Genomic DNA, 23,794 nt, shown 5'->3' with positions numbered 1-23,794 from the left:
AGCGCAAAGTTGGCGGTGTCGGTTTCCGTCCCGCCAAACTTTGTAAGAGAAACAGACCATACCCTACGGGAAGCCTCTTTGCGTCTACAAAATCAACAAAAAGCTTACTCTGTCTTAATTTTGAATTTTGAATTTTGAATTCACGGCGGTACTAGTGTCTTGCCCGATGCCCAATGCCCAATGCCCAATGCCCCATGCCCAATGCCCCATGACTAATGAAACACCCGATTGGATAAGATTGCAAAAAGCCTTAGCTGTAGAGGCGGAACACGGTTTTACAGATTTGATGGGTAGGCAATATCGCTTTAGTGAATTTCTCAGTCTGACTCTGGGCAAGTTTCCTATAGGGTTACCCACAACTGAACGCCGTCGCTGGCAAGAATTAGCGGTGCAATTTGTAAATTATTCTCATTTGGGCTTGGAAGATAGGCAACATTTAGTGGCAGAAACTCGCAGGTATCTGTATCAATTACAGCAAGATAGCGGCAAGCCACAAGAAAATAATGGGGTAGCTGAGGCGCAGCAGAGAAATTATCAATCGAAAAAACAACAGCCTACAACCCCGATTGTGGCTGAAGTGAGTCGGAGACTCGCGCCTAAAATTGACCAAAAACTCAGCGATTTACCAGAAATCGGCATTAGAAAAGCTGACAATTTGGCGCGTCTGGGTGTGTATACTGTACGTGACTTACTTTATTACTATCCCCGCGACCATATTGACTATGCACGTCAAGTAAATATCCGCGAGTTACAAGCGGGTGAGACGGTGACAATAGTCGCAACGGTGAAGCGCTGCAATTGTTTTAATAGTCCGAAAAATCAGAAATTATCCATTTTAGAACTGATACTGAAGGATAACACCGGACAAATCAAAGTCAGTCGCTTTTCGGCGGGTGCAAGGTTTACTAGTCGTGCTTGGCAAGAAAGTTTAAAACGGCGCTATCCGGTGGGTAGTGTGATTGCAGCTTGCGGGTTGGTGAAAGCCAGTAAATATGGCTTGACGCTGGATAACCCGGAATTAGAAGTGTTAGGAAATCCTGGCGATACGATTGATTCTTTGACAATTGGTCGCGTTGTGCCAATTTATGCTTTAACTGAGGGTATAGCGGCAAATATGGTCAGACAAGCAGTTATAGCTGCTTTACCCGCCGCTGCGAATCTCAAAGACCCCTTACCCAGTGGTTTGCGAGATAAATACGGTTTGATGGAATTGAAAGATGCGATCGCTAATATTCACTTTCCCCCAGATAGTGCTTCTCTACAAGTAGCCCGTCGTCGTCTGGTTTTTGACGAGTTTTTCTATTTGCAGTTGAGTTTATTGCAACGACAACACCAAGCAAGGCAAGTCCAAACTAGCGCGATTCTGGCTCCCAAAGGTCAACTATTAGAAAAATTCTACGAAATACTGCCATTTAAACTCACTGGCGCGCAGCAGCGAGTAATTAACGATATTCTCAACGACTTACAACAACCTGCACCGATGAATCGGTTGGTACAAGGTGATGTGGGTTCTGGGAAAACTGTGGTGGCTGTGGTGGCTATTTTAGCGGCGATTCAATCTGGCTATCAAGCAGCGCTAATGGCTCCCACTGAGGTGTTAGCAGAACAGCATTACCGGAAGTTAGTAAGTTGGTTTAACCTGCTGCATTTACCAGTAGAATTACTGACAGGTTCGACAAAAACTGTTAAACGGCGACAAATCCATGCCCAGCTTGAAACAGGAGAATTACCCCTATTAGTTGGCACTCACGCCTTGATTCAAGACCCGGTAAATTTCAGGCAACTGGGGTTAGCGGTAATTGACGAACAGCATCGCTTTGGGGTGCAGCAAAGGGCAAGGTTGCAGCAAAAAGGCGAACAACCTCATGTATTAACAATGACAGCCACCCCCATTCCCCGGACATTGGCATTGACCATACACGGGGATATGAATGTTAGCCAAATTGATGAGTTACCACCAGGACGGCAAAAGATTCAAACTACAATGCTTACAGGTCAGCAACGCAGCCATGCTTACGACCTGATGCGGCGAGAAATTGCCCAAGGAAGGCAAATTTACGTGGTTTTGCCTTTGGTGGAAGAATCAGAAAAGTTAGATTTGCGTTCAGCTGTTGATGAGCATCAAAAGCTACAAGAAAGCGTTTTTCCAGAGTTTCAAGTCGGGTTGCTGCATGGGCGCATGACTTCCGCCGAGAAGGACGAAGCAATTACCAAATTCCGCGAGAACAAAACGCAAATTTTGGTTTCAACTACCGTTGTGGAAGTAGGTGTAGATGTACCTAATGCTACAGTAATGCTCATCGAAAATGCAGAGCGATTTGGTTTATCGCAACTGCATCAATTGCGGGGACGGGTTGGGCGTGGTGCGGCACAATCTTACTGTTTGTTAATGAGTAGTTCTAGAAGCCCTGATGCACAACAAAGGCTGAAAGTGATGGAACAGTCTCAGGATGGCTTTTTTATCTCGGAAATGGATATGCGTTTTCGCGGCCCTGGGGAAGTTTTAGGAACACGTCAATCGGGTGTGCCTGATTTTACCCTGGCGAGTTTAGTGGAAGATGAGGAAGTTTTGATATTAGCGCGACAAGCAGCAGAGAAAGTGATTGAGATAGATGCAACTTTAGAGCGTTGGTATTTGATGAAGGAAGAGTTGAAATATCGATATGAAAGGTTAATGGGTGGGGCGATAATGACTTGATTTTTAACCGCAGATAAACGCCGATTAACGCTGATAAGATGATTGATTAACTCAATTGGCGACGGAATTGGTTGATGCTGATGGATAAGAGTAAGGTGGCAAAAAGAAAAAGTGCGATCGCATTCCACCAAAGTACTTCTAATCCTACACCTTTGAGCAGTATACCTCGCACAATTTCTATATAATGGCGCAAGGGATCTAGTAGAGATACATACTTAAAAAAGATGGGCATACTTTCTATCGGAGAAATTGCACCAGAAAGTTGAATCAAGGGTAAATTGATAAAAAATGATGTCAGCACAACTTGCTGCTGAGTACGGCAAACTGTAGCTAACATTATTCCAATACCAATTCCGACAAATAAATATAGTCCTGATAGGGTTAAAAATAGGAAAAGATTACCACGAAAAGGGACACTAAATACTAATCTGCCTATACTTAAGGCTAAAATTACATCGCCCATTAGCAACACAAATAAAGGCACAATTTTAGCCAATAAAATTTCCCAGGCTTCTGCGGGAGTCATTAATAATTGTTCTAATGTGCCTGTATCTTTTTCTCTGACAACTGTGATGGACGAGACTAAAGAACTAATTAGGGTTAAAACTAATCCTAAAACTCCTGGGATGAAAAACCAACTACTTTTTAATCCCGGATTATAAAGAAAAGTGGTTTGGGGAGTAATTAATGGCGGGGCTTGATTAGATGATAAACGACGGCTAAATTGATTGATCATCTGATTGAGATAACCTTGGGCGATACCTGCTGTATTTGCATCAACTGCGTCAATTAAAATCTGCACTTCTCCAGATTTGTCTTCTGATAAATTACGTTTAAAATCTGGTGGAATAATTAAACCTGCGGTGATTTTTCCTTGGCGTACTTGTTCGCCTAAATCTTGAGCATTGTATAGATATTCTTCTAGGGTAAAAACTTTATTGACTGTTAAAACAGAAACTAATTCTCTACTTTCATAAGTATTGGCATAATCAACTACTCCTAACTTCAAATAATGCACATCTGGATTGAGAGCAAAGCCATACAGTAGCATTTGGATTGTCGGAGGGATAATTAATAATACTAATGTTTCTCGACTCCGTAAGATTTGGCGAAATTCTTTAGTTGCTAAACTCCAGAATCGGCTATTAAATAAGGTTTGAATCCAGTTCATAGTTAGATAGTAGATTTGATTATTTAAACGCAAAGGAGCGCAAAGGTTGACGCAAAGGGTCGCAGAGGTTTTAGATAAGGATTATGAGAATAAGGTATTACGGAGAATTTAATCTTTCCTCTGCGTTACTTTGCGCTTTCCTCTGCGATACTCTGCGTTAAAAATTCTTAAGTTTTAAGTAGTTAGTATACCAATCAAAATATTAATTAATTCGGGTAACTCTTCTGGTACTCGATATAATTTGAAGTCTTCTGTTATCTGTTTTGCTTGAGGATTGTAGATAGCAAAGCGCCAATCTTCACCAGTAGTTACTGCACCATAAAGAATTGGTGTATCTGAGTTGATCCACTGGTCTAGTGCTATTAATTCAACTGCTAATTGTGTGAATCCTCGACTTAAATCTGCTTGCTTGGCTTCAACTACTAATAAGCCTTTACCTTTATTAACGTAATAATCTAGGTAACCTTTTAATTGCTCGCTAACATTAATAGGATACTCAATATTTAATTGCGTTTGAGCAATTTCGCAAACTTCTAAAAGTATAGGTGCAATTATCGCTTGTTTACGCGCATCTTCACTGAGTAGCTTGACGCGTCGGAGATTACGTTCAATTATTCGCTGTAATTCTTCGATGTGGTTGGGTGTAGATTGTGCGATTGGTAATTGTAAGCGATCGCGTTCATAGTTACAACCTAATTCAGCTAAAATATCTTCTGGAGAAAAGGGTAGTTCAAAATATTTGCTGAAGGTATAACTCTGTCCGGGTTGAATAATTCGAGGGCGACTCATAATCATACAAAAATCTGAGTTTTTCAGGCATAATCGGCAGTGTGAGCTAATCTGGAAGTTGCATTCGCTTTAAAATGCGACGTGCAATATTAAATAATAATAATCCTAAAATAATTAGCATTACTATAGAAAACCAAACACCTACCCAGCCAGTACCGCGCACGTAGGCATCACGGGTAATTGTAATATAGTACCTAGCGGGAATGATTGCAGAAAATAGTGAGAGGGGAAATGGTATATTACTGAGAGGATAAATAAAGCCCGATAGTAATAAGGCTGTCAGGAATCCCAATAAGGCTACAGCTTGAACTGCAGCATTTTGGTTAGGGACTCGCACGCCAATAAATAAACCAAACATCACACTATCTATTAAAAATAGTAGCGTTCCTATTAATAAAGAAGTTGGTTCTACTACCCAAGATAATTGCCAAATTATGGCACTAATCAGCATAATAACTATGGCTATACAGATGCCAATTAGTAGGAAAGCTAAACCCTTCCCTAATAGCAATTCTTCGGCAGTGAGACTGGAGGCGTAAACTTGTAAGATTGTGCCTTTTTCTTTTTCGCGTACCATAGCAACTGCTGTTAATAATGAGGGATAAATCCACAAAATAACAGCATAAATACCAGGTACGATGTACAAAGATTCTTTTCTCCCAGGATTGAACCACAGGCGGATATGAGTAATGATTTTATCAAATGCAGGTTGCAAACCAGAATCTCTTAAGAAAAATATTGTGGTGGCTTGAATACTATTTTTAATAATTCGGGCATTATTCACATCGGTGCCGTCTACTATAACTTGGACATCGGTACTTAAACCGGATTTGATGCGACGGCTAAAATCTGGAGGAATGACGATAGAAGCTTTCGCCAATCCTTGATCAATGGCTGTTTGAGGATTGCGAATTTCTGGACTTTCCTTTGCAGGGAAAAAAGGAAATCTAGAATTATGAATATGTTCAAATTGATTAGTAGCAAATAAGCGCTCAATATAGCTACGACTGAGAGGACTATTATCAAAATCTTGAATAAATAACGGAATATTTTTCGATTCCAGCCGAATCACAAAACCAAAAATAATTAAGGTAATTAATGGTAAGAGAAACGCCAGCGCTAAAGAAAGGCGATCGCGCCTAAATTGTGCTAATTCTTTGCGACATTGGGAGAGGATTCTTTTCATGGGTCATTTGTCATTTGTCATTTGGTAATTGGTAATGGGTAATTGGAATTTCTCCCCTTGTCTCCCTCATCTCCCTCATCTTCCTCATCTCCCTCATCTTCCTCATCTTCCCAGTACCCCAGTCCCCAGTCACTAATCCCCAGTCCCCCCTATACGCTGTACTATGCCAATGAAAGCATCTTCGAGGGAGAAGGGGATAGAGCGTAGGGAATGAATATTGATACTATTATTTTCGAGAGTTGAGCGAATATCGGGAATTTCGGAGTCGGGATAGTCGAGAACTAGGTGGAGGCGATCGCCAAAAATTGAGACTCGCCATGCTGCTAATTGTGTTTTCAGTAAATTAGAGGCTGTTTGCGTTTTATCTGTGACTATCTCGATTAATTGTCCTGGTTGCGCGGCTTTAATTTCGCTGGGTGAACCTTGAACTACTACTTCACCTGCTACCATAAACCCCATGCGGTTACATTGTTCGGCTTCTTCTAAATAATGGGTTGTCACTAGTATTGCTGTACCGGATCTGGCAAACTCATTAATTAAGCGCCAAAATTGACGACGCGCTAAGGGGTCTACTCCTGATGTGGGTTCGTCTAAAAATAAAATTTCTGGTTCATGCATTACGGAAGCACCAAAGGCGACGCGTTGCTTCCATCCTCCTGGGAGTTGTCCGGTGAGCATATTTTCTCTACCGACTAAGCCACAAGTCGCCAATACCCAATCAATTTTTCTGCGGCGTAATCTTCGAGGTACGCCGTAAACTCCACAATAAAATTCGAGATTTTGGATAATACTTAAATCATCGTAGAGTGTAAATTTTTGGCTCATGTAACCAATGCGTTGTCGTAAAGCACTACTACGTAAATTTTGAGTTTGTCCCGCTAAGGTAATATTTCCTGATGTTGGTTCTAATAAGCCACAGAGAATTTTAATTGTAGTTGTTTTACCTGCGCCATTTGCGCCTAATAATCCATAAATTTCGCCATAGCGAATTTCTAAATCTACACCTTTAACTGCGACAAAATCCCCAAAGAATTTTCTTAAATTATTCGCACCAATCGCCACATAATCAAAATTATTTACCCTATCACCTATCCCCAGTCCCCAGTCCCCAGTCACTTTTTTAGTACGTGGAAAAGGAATAAATTCAGGGTCGTTTCCAGATGCACGTAACCGGGTGACAAAAACGTTTTCTAGGGTTGCATCTGCAGCTTGAATATTGTCTAGTTGTAATTTGTTTTGTGTAAAAATTTTCTCGACTGTGGCTTGTGCTTTAACTATGTCTTTTGCTAAGACATCTAACCTATCGCCAAAAGTTTGGATATCGACAATTGAGGTTTGAGTATTATTGCTGGCTTCATGTAATACTTTCTCTGCGGCTTCTATGTGATTGGTGCGAACTTCTAAACGTTGTAAACCTAAGCTTTCACGCAACTGCGAAAGCGTACCAACTTGCTGAATTTCCCCCTCATACATTAAAGCAATGCGATCGCATCTCTCGGCTTCATCAAGATAAGGTGTCGCAACCACTACAGTCACACCTTCCGCAGCAATCGCCGCTAAAACATCCCAAAATTCCCGCCGTGATACGGGATCAACACCTGTCGTCGGTTCATCTAGCAACAAAATTTCTGGTTGAGAAATCAACGCACAACATAACGCCAACTTCTGCTTCATCCCACCGGAGAGACGACCCGCCAAGCGATCGCCAAATTTCTCCAAACTCATTAATCGCAGGTATTTATTGCGACGCTGTACAAAAACATTCTCAGGAACTTCACGCAAGCCAGCGCTATAACGGAGATTTTCATCAATGCTGAGGTCAAGATACAAAGAAAATTGCTGTGTCAGGTAACCAATAGATAAACGTGCATCCCGGGGAAGCTTACCTAAAATCTGGATATTCCCACCTGATGCTTCCATCACCCCACCCAAAATGTGAAATGTCGTAGTTTTTCCCGCACCATCAGGGCCAATTAAGCCAAAAATCTCACCCTGCTTGACAGCAAAATCAATCCCCCTAACAGCAACTAATTTGCCGTAGCGTTTTTGTAAAGCCTCCACTTGAATTACGACACATTTGTCATTTGTCATTTGTCATTTGTCATTTGTCATTTGTCATTTGTCATTGGTCATTTGTCATTTGTCATTGGTAATTAGAGTCCAGAATTGTAGAGACGCGATTCATCGCGTCTTTACTCAAGCGAAAAGGTGCAACTGTTAGGTTCAAAGCCGCAACTTCCAAGCAAAAAGCTGCAAGTTCCAAGCAAAAAGGTGCAACTGTCGGGTTCAAAGCCGCAACTTCCAAGCAAAAAGCTGCAACTTCCAAGCAAAAAGCCGCAAGTTCCAAGTAAAAAGGTGTAACTGTCACGCTCAAAGGTACAACCTCCGAGCAAAAAGCCGCAATTGCCAGGCTCAAAGCCGCAAGTTCTAAGCAAAAAGCCGCAACTGTCAGCCTCAAAAGCTCAATTGTCAAGCTCAAAGGCTCAAACTACATCCTCCCTACCTCACAAATTCTCTTACTTTTGTCTTTCTTCTCCCCTATCCTCTTCATTTCTCTACCTCCGATGAAATATCAATCTCCCCATCTGCCGGCATTCCTGGTTTAGCAAATCCTTCGGGGTTGTCGATGGTAATTTTCACACCAAAGACTTGTTTAACTCGGTCTTGTTGGAAATAAATATTCTCTGGGGTAAAAGAAGCTTGGGTATCAATAGCAGCAACTTTAGCACTCAGGGGTTTTTTGGCTGCTGAGTCTAGAAATATCTTAGCTTCTTGACCGACACGCACTTTCCCAATATCGCCCTGGGGAATAAAACCACGGAGATAGACTGTTTGGGGATCAATTATTGTCAGGAGAGTTTTGCCAGTGGTTACAACTGCACCGGGTTCTACATTCCGGCTGACAACTACGCCGTTAATTGGACTAATGACGTTGAGGTCGGCAATTTTGGCTTTCATTTCCTGCTGAGAGGCTTTAGCATTGGCGACATCAGCTTGGGCGGCGGCGAGTTTCAAGCGAGTTTGCTGCAATTGCGTGTTTAAGCTATTGAGTTGAGTACTGCGAATGGAGGGGTTTAATCCGGTACTTTGAGCTTGGGTTAATTGTCCTTGCGCTGAATTGACTAATTTGCGGAAAGAATCGACAGCTGCTTGACGGGATCTGAGGTTAGCTAAAGCTGTTTCCCAACTGGTTTGTGCTTGATCATATTGTTGCCTAGTTACAGCTCCCTGATTTACCAATCTAGCGTAGCGATCGCGGTTCATTTGCGCCAATTTCAACTCAGATTTGGCTTGTTCTACATTAGCGATCGCTTGATTTAGCTGTGCTTCACTGGAAGCTACTGATGATTCCGCCTGAAAAATCCGACCTTTCGCATCTCCCAAAGCTTGTTTTAAGACCAATTGATTTTCTAAAATTTGACTTTCTAAAATACTAATTTGCAAGCGTGCTTGTTCTTCTTGCTTTTGCATCACATCCACACGCGCCAATGCACCTTTAAGTTGAGCTTGGATCTCTGCGTCGTCTAGCTTGACAATAACTTGATTCTTTTGCACAGTATCGCCTTCGCGTACCGCTACAGACTCAATTCTTCCCGCTACTTTAGCGCCAATATCAGTTTCATAACCTTCAATCCGACCAGTTACCCGCAGCGTATTGGCTTGTGAGTTCGAGGAAATCACATAGGAGGTGAAGATCCCAATACCTGTGAGTAATAAACCTAAAGGTATCAACAAACGAGGAGAAAGTTTGTGTTTGCCTTTAGTTGCTGTCCCAGTGTCAAAAGGTTCTTGAGGAGGTGAGAGTGGCTGCGCCATATATTTTAGGGTTCACAATGAGATTCAACGAGAATGACGATTCTGTCTGCACACAGGTTATAGCAAGTTTTTATCAGATCCGGCTAATACACGTGCCGATGATAGTTTGACATATTACCAACTCAACCACCCAAATTATTCATCATTTGACATCTGAGATATTTTCTTCTATTGAGAAAAGAGCTAATTTCAGCTTACAGAAGAACTTGCTCGTTCCACGCATTTTTAGACTATTGGATAATGCGATCGCTCTTGGCACATTGTCAACCACTTTCAATACTTGTCGGTTAAGGGGAAAAAGGGGAAAGGGGAAAGGGAAATAAAAAACCTTTAATCTTTAAAAAGCAATCAAAATCTGTTTTTTTAAAGAAATATTAGTAGTCCCCACCCTAAAAAATTGACCAATTACCCCTTCCCCCTTCTCCCTTCCCCCTTCCCCCTTCTCCCTTCTCCCTTCCCCCTTCCCCCTTCTCCCTTCCCCCTTCCCCAAATACTTATCCCCCTGCTTTCACTACAGAGGGATGACTATAATTTTGCTAATTAAACTCGATACTTTCTACAAAATCTAAAATCTGTTCTTTAATGTTCTCGATTTCTTCTTCTAAAGGTGCAGGTTTGTCGCCATTTAAAAAGCTGCGCTGACTGCTGACTATATATAAAAAATCCGAATTCATAAAGGTAATTAACCCTCGGTAGGCATCTAATCTTTTAGCATTGCCGTTACTTTCTTGCTTAGAAATTGTTGACCCTTGTGGCATATCAACTAATACGTAGTAAGCACCATCTAAGGCATCTTCTAAATATTCAGCATACTTGATTTCCGAATTGGGTACATTCGCATAAATTGCTTGAGGTACATATTTTTCTACTAAAATTGATTGGAGATATTCTTCCTGTCCGACAGTTTCTATATCCTCCAGGTATTCCGGGAGAAGTGGATAATAATCAATTCGCAATAAAGTCCCTATGTCATCAGAAAAGCCAACTACTCCTTCCTGGCTTTGAATTCTCCCTCCATCCTCTGATTTCACGGGAATGGGAACTGTAAAATTTCCTAAAGGCGATTCATACACCGAGTTAATATAGTCTTCTGGTAAAGTAATTTCCGCTTCGTCATCTGCAAACTCAGCATTTTCTCCTTCTTCAACAGCAGCAATTACCTCTTGAATAATTTCCTGTGCTTCTTCATCTTCTAGATCCAACGCTGCTTGTAATTCTTTAAGATAAGCCTGTTTTGCTGGCGGAATCGTCAATTCTTCGTCTATAAGTACTATGACACCAGCAGCAAACCCATCCAGTACAATATCATCCCCCAAGGCGGCGCTGGCGATATTATACAAAGCGCCGAGTCCATCTGTTTCGGCGATGTCAATTAATCTATAGACGATTTCGGTGATTTCCTCTTCTGCATATTCGTCAAAAACCTCGAAATCCCAGAGGACGCTGGCTAAACTTTCCGCATCCACATCTTCTAGTGAAGAATCTGCGATCGCAGTGATCACCGCGATCGCGGCTACGGCTTCTTCTGGATTCAATACATCTTCTGTGGTTTCTTTTGAGTTAAAAATCTTATCATAACGAGTCATTATTGCTACCTCCAAAAAATAGCTTTCTATTCATCACTGATTAAAAGAGAGAATGGCAAGTTTCGCAATAAAGCGAATCTTCCTTCACGAAGATTCGCCATTGTAGCCATAATTTACTTAAGGTTTATTTAACAACCAACGAATAACTTTTAGTATAAAGTCAGATTTTCTGCTGCCTTATTTTTTTGAGACATATAAAAAGCGATTGGTAATGCTCTCATAGAACTTCATACTAGTCCAGTAAATTAAGTGACCATCAGTTCCCCACTTTGTTTTATCGGTCATTTCCTCATTTTCTAAATTTTCGTAGTAATCTAGATTACCGCTAATTGGGTCTTGCAAGTGAAAATAATTCACCCATTTGAGTTGCTCAAGCTTACAAGTTACTGGATTTTTCGATAAATAGGAAATCTTGCGCGTAAATTCTGGCTTGACGCGGAAAGAATTAAGGTGTTCTAAAATACGTTGTCTAATATATTGCTGTTCTTCTGCAGTTTCGCGGAAGAAAAAAGCAATTTTATCTAAAGGTGAACCAAAAGTAATTAATCCTTTCAGCTTATCAATACCCATATTTGCACTAGATTCCTTATCCAGGCTGGCCTCAATACAGAGAAGATTTAAGGTATCGTAAGCAATACAGCTACCAAGAGAATGTCCCGCAATAATCACTTGATCGTATCTTGCGTGCGGGTCTTGGCTAATTTGTTGCAACAAAGTTAGACAATCTGTAATTACTTGCTGACGAATTCTTTGGTAAGGTGATTTGGGATTAGTTTTAGTGTAGATAGAAACATCACCCACAAAATTAACTAAAGGTGGAGTAATTAGTTGTTTACTAAGTTTCCATGCTGATTGTAAAAAACGTCCTTTGAGCATGGGCCCAGTTAATAACAAAACTAACAAAATTGCTAATCGTAATGCAGGGTAAAGGAAGTTAAATAAACGCAAGAATAAAGTCAGCGATCGCAGTCGGAATTTAAATACACTTTGGCGATGTTGATTATCCAGTAATTTATCTAATAAATCTTTATTTTCTTTACGATTGTAAAACTTAATTGTCCCATCTAATGTTTGTTCCGCCCATTGCAATATCTCAGGTACAGTGGTTTTATTTTCTGTATCAGGTGCCCAATAATATTCATGAACATCAATTAAATCTTGTTCATTGTTAGGAGGACTTAACCTAACAAAGCTTTCTGTCCACGCACCGCCATTAGCTAGTTTACGCCTAGCAATTAAATGTTCTAATTCAGTTGGTAAATTCTGCCCTTGAAAATATTTGAGGAAGTTCTGAGCAAAATAGTCTACAGTTTCATAAGGATTTTGTTCGCCAATCCCATGAATCAGCAAAAAAGCTGTGCGTCCTTGAGGAAACCTCACATTCATCGGTGTTTCAGTCATGCCAATCACCAGTTTTTAGAGAAAAGTTTTACCCTGAGTAGTTGACTTGGATTGGCTATCCACGCCCACTACTGCTTGTATACAGTCTTGAGCAGCAAGGCAGCTGCTATTTATAGTGTCACGAGCCTGAAGCCCAATTCCTTAAATAGTTGTTAATAAATTTATATTTCATTTACTATTTGTAGGTACTCTGGTGTTTTCGGCATATTATCTATAATTCAGCAATCCGTATCCTGAAAAATTCGCAATTCTTAATTAAGAGTTACGAATTACGAATTACGAAATACGAATTAGAAATTATTATGTTAAATACACTAGATTTAAGCCTGACTTTAGAAAAAGCAACTTATAAGTCTGAGATTGACAGACTCATGCATCAACTGCGGGTGTTGCAAACTGCTTGTTGGGAAAAAAAATTACCTGTGATTGTCGTCTTGGAAGGTTGGGCTGCTTCTGGTAAAGGTGGGTTAGTCAAGCAAATGGTATCTTATATTGACCCCCGTGGATTTAAAGTTCATCCCATTTGGGCGGCTACACCCGAAGAACGCCAGTATCCTTTTCTCTGGAGGTTTTGGGAAAAACTACCGCCCCAAGGCGCAATCAGCATTTTTTACCATAGTTGGTATACCCATGTTTTAGAAGACCGTTTATTTGAGCGCGTGTCAAACACTCAAATCCCCACTTTAATGGGGCAAATTAATTCTTTTGAGCGGCAGATGGTAGATGATGGAGTTGCGATCGCTAAATTTTGGATACATCTCAGCCGTAAAGAATTAAAAAGCCGCTTGAAAGAATATGCCAAAGATCCCCTGACAGCTTGGCGGGTACGTAAAGAAGATTGGCAGCAAGAAAAACATTACGAGCGCTATACGGCTTTTGCTGAAGAAATGCTAGTGCAAACGAGTACTGGTAGTTCTCCTTGGACTTTAGTAGAAGGTGATTCCCAACGCTGGGCTAGGGTAAAAGTGCTAACTCATTTAGTAGCTACTTTAACAACTGCCCTAGATCGACTAGAAATTAAGCTTCCTGCGCCGATAATACCGCCACAAGCGCATTTAGAACCCACAGAACCGAATTTACTCGCTCAGGTTGATTTAAACCAAAGTCTTTCCGAAGTAGACTACGAAGAACAATTAGCTAGAGAACAGATACAACTGCGTCAGTTACAGTTAAGCATCCACAAACATCAAATTCCTGTATTAGTGCTGTTTGAAGGTTGGGATGCAGCTGGTAAAGGCGGGGCTATTAAGCGTCTAACAGATATCCTCGATCCCCGGAGTTACTTTGTCCATCCCTTTGCTGCACCTTCAGATGAAGAAAAAGCCCATCATTACCTCTGGCGATTTTGGCGGCGATTACCCACAGTGGGCACAATTGGTATTTTTGATCGTTCTTGGTATGGGCGTGTTTTAGTCGAGCGCGTTGAAGGATTTGCCCTAGAAACCGAGTGGCGCAGAGCCTATCAAGAAATTAACGAATTTGAAGCCCAATTAACTAGTGCAGGTTATGTTGTAGTTAAGTTATGGCTACACATTAGCCCAGAGGAACAACTAAAGCGCTTTACTGAACGCCAAAATGATGTTTTTAAACAGTACAAACTCACCGATGAAGATTGGCGCAATCGCGAAAAATGGCCTTATTACGAAGTAGCAGTTAATCAAGCAATTCAACGTACCACTACCCCAAATGCTCCTTGGACAATCGTTGCTGCTAATGATAAATACTATGCCAGAGTTAAAGTAGTTGAAACTGTGGTGAATGCCATTCAAGCAGAAATAAAACGCCGCAAACGAGCAAATCGTTTTAGTTAAATAGTCCTAGTGTAGGGTTAAGGGGGAAAGGTAAAAGGGTAAAGGGTAATAATACCAATTCAAATAATCTTTGCCACATATAAATTCTTTGTAGGGGCACGGCACCAGTAAGATAATTGAATATACCAAAAGATTTTGGATGCCGTGCCCTAACCATCTGTTGCATAATTTTTTCAAATTGGTAATAATACCAAATCAAATAATGTTTGCGACAAATCAATAATATTCTAGAGGGCAAGGCAATGCCCACCTGTTTTAACTTAAGCTAAAAGCTATATAGGGCGGGCGTTGTACAAATACCTCGCGCCCTCATCCCCTAACCCCTTCTCCCCCGGGAGAAGGGGAATTGAATTTCTTGCTCCCTTCTCCCTGAGGGAGCTACGGTGTACACACAAGTACTATCTACAAAGGTTTCAGGCGTTATAGTCCCCTTAAAATGTCATTACGAGCGCAGCGAAGTAATCACATAATCCCGTGGTTTTTGCGATTGCTTCGTCGTTCCTCCTCGCAATGACTGGCTTCGGGAGCGATCGCACAACCATTAGTTAGATGACGAAACCAAGTACTAGGGGGAATTTCAAGACTTCTGTGTACACCGTAGCCCTGAGGGAGAGGGGCTGGGGGTGAGGGCGAAACCTTGCACAAGTGCGGGTTTTACGTTAAGTTGACACGTATGGGCATTGCCTTACCCCCACAATCTGTCGCATTCTTGTTTCAAATTGGTATTAACTACACAATCTGTCTTATAGCAACCCTAAAGCTTTGAGACTACGCCGAGTAATTTCAATACGAACCGGAGCATCATTCTCATTGCGAATATCAATATTTGTGGCAAAGAAATAAATATTATTATTTTGTTCTAAATATCCTACAAACCAGCCAAAATTAGGAGTAACACTTGTAGCCAAGCCTGTTTTTCCGCGTAGTATATAGTCGGGGGTACTTTCGTAAATCATAATATCTTTGACTAAATCAAAAGTCCGTTGTGAGAAAGGTAAATCTTGGCGCTGGAGACTTTCTAAAAACTCAATTTGTTGTCGGGCTGTAATTTTTAGTGGCCCTTCTAACCAAAATTTATCAATTTGCTCTGGTGTACCAATTTGACGATTTCCATAGCCAACTTGCTGGATAAATTTATTCATCCGTTCGTAACCAATTCTGCGCGCTAGCACTTGATAAAACCAGACTGTAGAATTTTTAAATGCTTGGCGGATATTGGTATCTTGATTCCATCTGGGAAATTGGCGCTGAATACCATCCCAAGTCAACACAGCTACATCATTGGGAATTACCCCAGTTTCTAAGGCGACAAGCGAGTTAAAAATTTTGAAAGTCGAAGCGGGAAGGAACGCTTGTGAATTGCGCGCCGCATTGTGTTCGTAGAATTTTTTGTTGTTGCGATCGTAAATTAAAATAGAACCTTGAATACCCAACTGATTAAATGAGCGTCCCAAGTCAACAGTTGCTGTAAGGGTAGGTTTGGGAATTTCCTGAGAATTTGCAGGTATACTTTGGAAACTGCTAAATCCTAAAAATGTCACTAAGATACCAATAATGATAAGCGGTGCTAGAAAAATTCGGCGCTTGGGAAACATAAATATCTAAACTACGAAACTGATTGACAAACTAGTGTTAGATAATAAAGCAACAGTATTTGTAATTCCAGAAATCGACACTAAGCGCAATTAAACAGCCAAAATGAGTGCATTATGGGAGACAATGAATATCAGAAATCTCAATTGGCTAAAGTCAAATTCAAAAAGTCGGGGATCTAGACAGCACTATATTGCTTGAGTAGGTGCGATCGCACTGGCTATCTTCACTTTTTCTATGACGTTGCAGTGGTGATGCGATCGCCAAGGAAAGCACCATCAAAAATTCTTAACATCCAGCGTACCTCACCAACTTGCCATCTGCTGTATTTATGCTGCGATTTCTGGAAGGAAATACGCAAATGAGAAAGCAATATCTACTTTTATTTGCTAAATATACTGAAATAAGAAAGTAAAAGCTGCGTTTGAATAAGCAATATCTGCTTTTGCTTACTAAATACACTGCAATGAGTAAGCAAAAGCTGTGTTTGAATAAGCAATATCTACTTTTGCTTACTAAATACACTGCAATGAGTAAGCAAAAGCTGCTTTTGAATAAGCAATATCTGCTTTTACTTGCTCAATACACTGCAATGAGAAAGCAATATCTGCTTTTGCTGATTAAATTGTTGTGAGGTGAGGAAAAAAACATGTACTTGGGGTAGGGTGTGTTACGCCGCAGGCTAAAGCACCACCGAAGATTGACGCGGGATTCAATACTGCTCGGTTAAGGATTTTCAACTCGGAATTGGGTTTGGGGAAAAGGTTAAAGGGTAAGGGTTAAAGGTTTTTTCTTGCCCTTTTTCCCCTTCCCCTTTTACCCTTAACCGACAAGTATTGACACGGGATTTAGATACCCAACTTTTTGAAAAGTCGGGTATCTGATCCAGTAAGCCTTATTAAATTTTAAGTTTTCACCTATTAATGTTGTGCTGAATCTGCAAGCAGAATAGAGGTAATAAAAATGCGTTACGCTATCGCTAACCCATCCTACTTAAGTTTCAAAAATCAAATATAAGTTCTATAATAATTCTCCGAACCATAAAAAATATTGAAAAGCGCTCATTTAAATATGAAAGCTTTCTGATTGTATTAATGATTTTTTTTATAAATTTATACATACCTTGGTAAGGGCATAATAATGTTGCATTGCCCATAGGATAATTGATGTTGTCGTGAATTGATATTACGCATTTCAAGAATAATCAAAATCAGCGTTTGCTTCTATACAGCGATCGCTCTCATAAAATGCCTGCTCTGTAGCTATTGATATCCCGAGATATAGAGATTATTCATTTAAGTCATACCAAAGGCATAAGCTGTTAGTAACTGGGGATAGATGCCTAAAGCAGAAATATGATTAGATAATACCCATGTTAGCAGTTACATGAATAAGTTCACCACGACATCTTCTGAAGGCTGCAAACTTTTATTCTCTATAACTTTGATTATTTTTATGGTACAGACTCCCCCATCTCAATTCTCTCCAGAGCAATACAAAGTAGATGCACCCAATCAAGAAGTAGAAAATATTATTCAATCGCCGCCAACAGAGACAGAAATTAATTTAGAATTTCTCTACACCAGGGATATTGAATTTCGCCAAGAAACTATTTACTTTCTCGTAGTTGATCGCTTTCATGATGGCGATCCAGATAATAGCGAAGGAATCAACTCAGAACTCTACGACCCCACAGGGCAAGACTGGGGTAAATACTGGGGTGGCGATTTACAAGGTGTCATTGATAAATTAGACTATTTGAAAAATATGGGAGTAACAGCTATTTGGCTAACTCCTTTATTTGAGCAAGTTGAAGAGTTATTTGTTGGTAATGCTGCCATACATGGCTACTGGACAAAAGACTTTAAGCGGCTTAATCCTCGATTCATTGCTAAAGATGAAAACCCTTCTTTAAACGCTACCCAAGAGACAAAAGATACCACTTTTGACCGCTTAATTGCAGAAATGCATAAGCGCAACATGAAATTAATACTAGATATTGTTTGCAACCATAGCACTCCAGATACTAGTGGCAGTAAAGGTGAATTATATGATGATGGCGTGAAAATTGCTGACTTTAATGATGATGTAAATAATTGGTATCATCACTACGGGGAAGTGCAAAACTGGGAAGATGATTGGCAAGTACAGAATTGCGAATTAGCTGGTCTAGCAACCTTTAATGAAAATAATAGCGAATACCGTGAGTATATCAAGTCATCTATTAAACAATGGCTAGATAGGGGTGTAGATGCTTTACGGGTGGATACTGTTAAGCATATGCCCATTTGGTTTTGGCAAGAATTCACTGGTGATATGTGCAATCACAAGCCAGATGTCTTTATTTTTGGCGAATGGATTTATAGTAGTCCCAGTGACGATCGCTCTGTGGAATTTGCCAATAACTCAGGGATGACAATGCTAGACTTTGGGTTGTGTGTAGCAATTAGAGCTGCATTAGCTCAAGGTTCAGAAAATGGTTTCCATACCATTCAATATATCTTTGACCAAGACCATCGCTATAACGGGGCTACCGAGTTAATTACCTTTATCGATAACCATGATATGTCTCGCTTCCAATCGCTGAACCCAGATCCAGCGATGTTAAAGGTAGCGATCGCTCTCATTATGACTTGTCGTGGTATTCCCTGCATTTATTACGGTACAGAACAATATCTGCATAACGATACCGATGGCGGTAACGATCCCTACAATCGCCCAATGATGGAGAATTGGGATACTGATACAGAAATTTACCGTTACCTCAGATTATTATCTGGTTTGCGGCGATTAAACCCAGCCATATCAATGGGTAGCCACTGGCAAAAATACTTAACTGAAGATGTTTATTGCTACGTGCGCCGTTATCGTGATTCTTTGTGCTTTGTTGCATTGAATCGCGGGGGAGAAGTCACTCTAGAGGAAGTCGAAACAGAATTACCAGATGGCGAACATACTTGTGTGGTTACTCGTAACAAGTATGAAGTCAAAGACGGCAAAATTCACAACTTAGTACTTGCAGAACGGGGAGTGATTGTTTTCAGTCACGTTGGGGAGAGAATCAAAGGACAGACAATTGTCCGCGTACAATTAAACGGCGTACAAACTCAACCCGGTGAAACCATCGTGGTGACTGGCGACTGTCCAGAGTTGGGTAACTGGGATATCAGCAAAGCCTATCCCCTAGAGTACATCAACACCAATACCTGGTTTGCAGAGATTCCCTTTGATGAAAGTACAGGTAAGTTGATTAGCTATAAATATGCTTTATGGCGCGAAGGGCGATCGCCCCTGCGCGAGAATACCGTTCCTCGTCGCTGGGTAATTGCCAAAGAAGGTACTGTGAAGTGGCGTGATACCTGGACTTCAGGAAGAGAATCTTAGGAAAGTTGAGAATGTCCAAGCGATGCCTGCGGCGGGCTGCGCCAACGCACTGTGGATAGTTACAAAGCCAAGGCGATCGCTTTTACTTATCCTCAATTTTCATGAGCAATCAACCAGTTTTCTAAGTCGGCGATCGCACTAAAATCTAACAAGGCTTCACCCAAATCTTCTAACTGAGGGGTTGATAGCTGTTGAATCCGTTCCTGTAACAGGGGAGTTAACGCACCGACACGACGATTGAGTTGTCGCAAAACCATCGTTACAGCTTCTCTCTGACTTGCTCTACGTTCCCAACTTGTGACAATCTCCATAACTTCTTCCTCCTGTGCTGGTTCAATGGTAGCAAGTTGAGATTGGAAAATGGCTTCTTCCTGAGTGTTTAATTCCAGGTAAACATCGACAAATTGGGAAATTAGCTCAATTTGTGCGGGATTGAGTCCCAAACTCACAAGTAACTGTAATGACAATAATTTCACGGTGGGACGTTCTTGTTTGTCCATCCGCATTTTTGAGATTAAAGCACTTGCAACTGGATTGGGTGTATTGACAAAATCGCGCCAATTGAGTTGGTTTAATTGAATTACCCTATAGTTAAATTCTAGGACTTTCCAACCAGGAAACTCAACGGTGTAAATGTTTGGTTCGCGGGTTAGGGGTGAGTCGTGAGAATATAAGACAATCGGGTAAATTGGCAAGGCATATTTTTCGTGTAGACGTGCAAAATAAGTGAACATCCGCGCATTAAAATCAGATTCACTAGATGATTGATGTTCGGTATGGATGATAAATAATGAATCTTGATTGCGAAAAGATGCGCGGACAAGTAAATCAACGATTTTCTTCGTCCCCACAGTGATATCTGTAAACACCTCTTGGGGTAGAAATTCGATGCTGTCACGTTCCCAGTAGTTAGTAATATCGGGGAAAAATAGCTCTATGAACTCAGGAAAGAAGTTTTCTAAGAGCTTTTTGAATAATTGGTCATGGTCAATCATAAAATGATATTACAGGATTGTGGAAAAAAGCGAGAGCGCTCTTTCATCCACAATCACACAAAGGCGAATACCTGCGGCGGGCTGCGTCTACGAACTCAATTATGCATGAGAATGCCCAAGAGTTATGTTTAATTCTGTTGGTCTACTTAGGTTGAGCAATCCGCGCTTCAATATCTTCAAATGTTTGCAGTAATAGGCGTTTTGCTTGTAATTGCCAACCCCATTTTTGAATTCTAAAAGCAGCGACACTACCAGCGATAGCTGCTAATAATCCTATCGGTTGATTTAGAGAAATTCCTAATAATAAGCCTAAACCTGCAATTCCCCAAAATGGTAAAGCGACAACTTGTCTTTGTTCTTCGACAATTTGGGCAATCTGATTTGATTGCATGGTAGCTAATAAGGCAGCTTTGATTTGCCTTTGTTCTGCTAAAGATGCTGATAAGCCAATTTTACGGCGCAGTTTTTCGATTTTGCGAGCATCAGTACTGTACTCAGTTAGCTCGTCTTCTGCCATTTTCAGTAATTGTTCTAATTGCGCCATCTTATATTATATCCCTAATTCTCAATAGAGATATTATCGCCAATTATTGTTAACTTTTCTTGACTAAATCCTGGCAATTTATAGCACAATCCCAAATTTAATATCTAAAATTAAACATGGGCAAAAAATACTAGCACACCACGGCGGAAATAAAGATTCTAGACAAACGAAGATAATTCCTGAGTAATAGCTGCTTCTTATTGATCCCTGACTATTTCTGCTTGAGTCTTATTCGATTCCGCGTAGCAGTACTAGCGATTTCGCACTTACAACCAGAGCATTTACTTGTGAGGTAATACTGATGGTAACAGTAGCTAAAAATACTTTGTCTGTTGATACCAAAGAGCGATCGCTGATTCTTTGGTTTGATGAGGTGGGGATTGCGGATATTCCCTTAGTGGGTGGTAAAAATGCCTCACTCGGGGAGATGATTCAACAGTTGACACCCAAAGGCGTTAATGTTCCTATGGGGTTTGCTACTACTGCTTATGCGTATCGTTATTTCATCGAGTCTGCGGGGTTAGAAGCCAAGCTACGAGAACTATTTGCAGATTTGGATGTGGAGGATGTCAAAAATTTACAAGAACGGGGTAAAAAAGCGCGATCGCTATTAATGCACACACCATTTCCCCCAGAATTGCGGAGTGCGATCGCCAATGCCTATGCAAGTTTGTGTGAGTCGTACAATGCAGATACAGATGTCGCTGTTCGTTCTAGCGCTACGGCGGAAGACTTACCCGATGCGAGTTTTGCGGGACAACAGGAAACTTACCTCAACGTTGTAGGTGCGGCGGGGGTTTTAGGCGCTTGTCATCGGTGCTTTGCTTCCTTATTTACCGATCGCGCTATTTCCTATCGTCATACTAAGGGCTTTGACCATTTTAGTGTGGCGTTGGCTGTGGGTGTGCAGAAAATGGTGCGATCGGATTTAGCATCTGCTGGGGTGATGTTCTCTATTGAAACGGAATCTGGATTTAAGGATGCGGCGTTAATTACTGCTGCTTACGGCTTAGGTGAAAATGTTGTTCAGGGAACAGTCAATCCTGATGAATATTATGTGTTTAAACCGACTTTAAAAGCAGGTTTTAGCCCAATTGTTGATAAAAAATTGGGTAGTAAAGAATTAAAAATGGTCTATGATGACGGCTCAAAATTTACGAAAAATGTCCTAGTTCCTCCTGGCGAAAGGAGTCAATTTGTCCTCACCGATGAGGAGATTTTACAACTAGCGCGTTGGGCTTGTGCGATTGAAGACCATTATTCTCAAGTTCACGGCCATTACACCCCAATGGATATAGAGTGGGCAAAAGATGGCATTACTAATCAATTATTTATCGTGCAAGCACGTCCGGAAACTGTGCAATCGCAGAAGCAGGGTAACTTATTGCGGAGTTATCGTTTGTTGTTGGGGACGGGAGAATGGGGACTGGGGACTGGGGAAAAATCATTCCAATCCCTCATCCATAATCCCGAATTACCTGTACCTCTGGTAACCGGACGGGCGATTGGGGAAGCGATTAGCCAAGGAAAAGTCAGCCTAATTCTTGATGTGCATAAAATCGACCAGTTCCAAGCTGGGGATGTTTTAGTTACCGATAGAACTGATCCCGACTGGGAACCGATTATGAAACGTGCTAGTGCAATTATCACTAATTCTGGGGGTCGCACCTGTCATGCGGCGATTATTGCGCGAGAATTGGGTGTACCTGCAATTGTCGGTTGCGGGAATGCGACGGAAATCTTAAAAACTGGGCAAGAAGTGACAATTTCTTGTGCGGAAGGTGAAGAAGGAAGGGTTTACCCTGGATTATTACCCTTTGAAGTCAAAGAAGTTCCCCTAGAAAACTTACCCCGCACCCGCACCCAAATTTTAATGAATGTGGGTAATCCTCAAGAAGCATTTAGCTTATCTGCTATTCCTAATGATGGTGTAGGTTTAGCTAGAACAGAATTTATTATCGCCAATCAAATTCAAATTCATCCTATGGCCTTAGTCCATTATGACAATTTAAAAGATGAATTTGTCAAAGCTAAAATTGGCGAAATCACCGCACTTTATGAGAATAAACCCCAATATTTTGTCGATAAATTAGGACAAGGTATTGGCAGAATTGCTGCCGCATTTTATCCGAAAACCGTCATCGTGCGGATGTCAGATTTTAAAAGTAATGAATACGCCAATCTGTTAGGTGGTCAACAATTTGAACCCCATGAAGAAAACCCCATGTTAGGCTGGCGAGGGGCAGCACGTTACTATGATCAAGGTTATAGAGACGCGTTTGCTTTAGAATGTTACGCCATTAAACGCGTCAGGGAAGAGATGGGTTTAACCAATGTCATCCCGATGATTCCCTTCTGTCGTACTCCCCAAGAAGGACGTTTAGTATTAGAGGAAATGGCAAAAAATGGCTTACAGCAAGGTGTCAACGGCTTGCAAGTTTATGTGATGTGCGAGTTACCGAATAACGTGATTATGGCGGAAGAATTCGCAGAGGTTTTTGATGGCTTTTCGATTGGTTCCAATGATTTAACTCAGTTAACACTAGGATTAGATAGAGATTCCGCCTTAGTCGCCAAATTATTTGATGAGCGTATTCCTGGTGTCAAACGCATGGTTAAAATGGCCATCCAAGCTGCAAAACAGCATAATCGCAAAATAGGCATTTGTGGACAAGCACCCAGTGATTACCCAGAATTTGCTCAGTTTTTAGTAGAACAAGGCATAGATTCCATCAGTTTGAATCCAGATTCAGTATTAAAAACAATGTTAGAAATTGCCAAAGTTGAGGATAATCAGCGTTAAATTCATTCTTTCCTAGG

General features: G+C 41.0%; 15 protein-coding genes. 4 read left to right on the top strand and 11 right to left on the bottom strand.

The genetic code is table 11. The features are described from left to right. Positions 1-208 precede the first annotated feature (208 nt). Positions 209-2,698, top strand: a complete 2,490-nt coding sequence (gene recG / locus HG267_RS17605; protein ID WP_045869934.1) for an ATP-dependent DNA helicase RecG — start codon at positions 209-211, stop codon at positions 2,696-2,698. A 46-nt stretch (positions 2,699-2,744) separates the two neighbouring features. Here the strand turns inward: recG and HG267_RS17600 are convergent, their stop codons facing one another. The 8 genes from HG267_RS17600 to HG267_RS17565 all read right to left on the bottom strand — a co-directional run bounded on the left by HG267_RS17600 (position 2,745) and on the right by HG267_RS17565 (position 12,647). Then, complete coding sequence (locus HG267_RS17600; protein WP_045869935.1) at positions 2,745-3,869, bottom strand: ABC transporter permease; 1,125 nt, start codon at positions 3,867-3,869, stop codon at positions 2,745-2,747. A 174-nt stretch (positions 3,870-4,043) separates the two neighbouring features. Then, complete coding sequence (locus HG267_RS17595; protein WP_045870124.1) at positions 4,044-4,658, bottom strand: hypothetical protein; 615 nt, start codon at positions 4,656-4,658, stop codon at positions 4,044-4,046. Between the two features lie 46 nt (positions 4,659-4,704). Further along, positions 4,705-5,844, bottom strand: a complete 1,140-nt coding sequence (locus HG267_RS17590; RefSeq protein ID WP_045869936.1) for an ABC transporter permease — start codon at positions 5,842-5,844, stop codon at positions 4,705-4,707. Positions 5,845-5,976: 132 nt separating this feature from the next. Beyond that, positions 5,977-7,935: an ATP-binding cassette domain-containing protein gene (locus tag HG267_RS17585; protein ID WP_045869937.1), complete on the bottom strand. Its 1,959-nt coding sequence runs from the start codon at positions 7,933-7,935 to the stop codon at positions 5,977-5,979. A gap of 52 nt (positions 7,936-7,987) precedes the next feature. Continuing rightward, positions 7,988-8,317, bottom strand: coding sequence for a hypothetical protein (locus HG267_RS17580; protein ID WP_052335159.1), 330 nt, complete (start codon positions 8,315-8,317; stop codon positions 7,988-7,990). Positions 8,318-8,391: 74 nt separating this feature from the next. Then, the gene (locus HG267_RS17575; protein WP_045869938.1) at positions 8,392-9,660 is read right to left on the bottom strand and encodes an HlyD family secretion protein; all 1,269 of its coding nucleotides are present in this window, start codon (positions 9,658-9,660) and stop codon (positions 8,392-8,394) included. Between the two features lie 536 nt (positions 9,661-10,196). Then, the gene (locus tag HG267_RS17570) at positions 10,197-11,246 is read right to left on the bottom strand and encodes a hypothetical protein (protein WP_045869939.1); all 1,050 of its coding nucleotides are present in this window, start codon (positions 11,244-11,246) and stop codon (positions 10,197-10,199) included. Between the two features lie 177 nt (positions 11,247-11,423). Continuing rightward, positions 11,424-12,647 (bottom strand): P2 GpE family protein, encoded by a 1,224-nt coding sequence (locus HG267_RS17565; RefSeq protein ID WP_045869940.1) that lies wholly within the window; start codon positions 12,645-12,647, stop codon positions 11,424-11,426. Positions 12,648-12,949: 302 nt separating this feature from the next. Between HG267_RS17565 and pap the strand changes: the two genes are divergently transcribed. Next, positions 12,950-14,458 (top strand): polyphosphate:AMP phosphotransferase, encoded by a 1,509-nt coding sequence (gene pap, locus HG267_RS17560; protein ID WP_045869941.1) that lies wholly within the window; start codon positions 12,950-12,952, stop codon positions 14,456-14,458. Positions 14,459-15,201: 743 nt separating this feature from the next. Here the strand turns inward: pap and blaOXA are convergent. Beyond that, positions 15,202-16,053: a class D beta-lactamase gene (gene blaOXA / locus HG267_RS17555; RefSeq protein WP_045869943.1), complete on the bottom strand. Its 852-nt coding sequence runs from the start codon at positions 16,051-16,053 to the stop codon at positions 15,202-15,204. A 1,453-nt stretch (positions 16,054-17,506) separates the two neighbouring features. Between blaOXA and HG267_RS17550 the strand changes: the two genes are divergently transcribed. Further along, positions 17,507-19,435: an alpha-amylase family glycosyl hydrolase gene (locus HG267_RS17550; protein WP_045869944.1), complete on the top strand. Its 1,929-nt coding sequence runs from the start codon at positions 17,507-17,509 to the stop codon at positions 19,433-19,435. A gap of 92 nt (positions 19,436-19,527) precedes the next feature. On the opposite strand, the gene HG267_RS17545 is transcribed toward HG267_RS17550, so the two are convergent. After that, positions 19,528-20,430 (bottom strand): DUF4351 domain-containing protein, encoded by a 903-nt coding sequence (locus tag HG267_RS17545; protein WP_045869945.1) that lies wholly within the window; start codon positions 20,428-20,430, stop codon positions 19,528-19,530. 142 nt (positions 20,431-20,572) lie between these two features. Continuing rightward, positions 20,573-20,974 carry a hypothetical protein gene (locus HG267_RS17540; protein WP_045869946.1) on the bottom strand — a complete coding sequence of 134 codons (402 nt, stop codon included), beginning with the start codon at positions 20,972-20,974 and terminating at the stop codon, positions 20,573-20,575. A gap of 301 nt (positions 20,975-21,275) precedes the next feature. Between HG267_RS17540 and ppsA the strand changes: the two genes are divergently transcribed. Beyond that, positions 21,276-23,777 carry a phosphoenolpyruvate synthase gene (gene ppsA, locus HG267_RS17535; protein ID WP_045869947.1) on the top strand — a complete coding sequence of 834 codons (2,502 nt, stop codon included), beginning with the start codon at positions 21,276-21,278 and terminating at the stop codon, positions 23,775-23,777. The last annotated feature ends 17 nt before the right edge of the window (positions 23,778-23,794 follow it).

It is taken from the genome of Tolypothrix sp. PCC 7601, from assembly GCF_025677855.1.
Taxonomy (GTDB): Bacteria; Cyanobacteriota; Cyanobacteriia; order Cyanobacteriales; family Nostocaceae; genus Aulosira; species Aulosira diplosiphon.
Note: the sequence above shows the minus strand (reverse complement) of the source record. Positions and strands in the feature narration are given on the sequence as shown.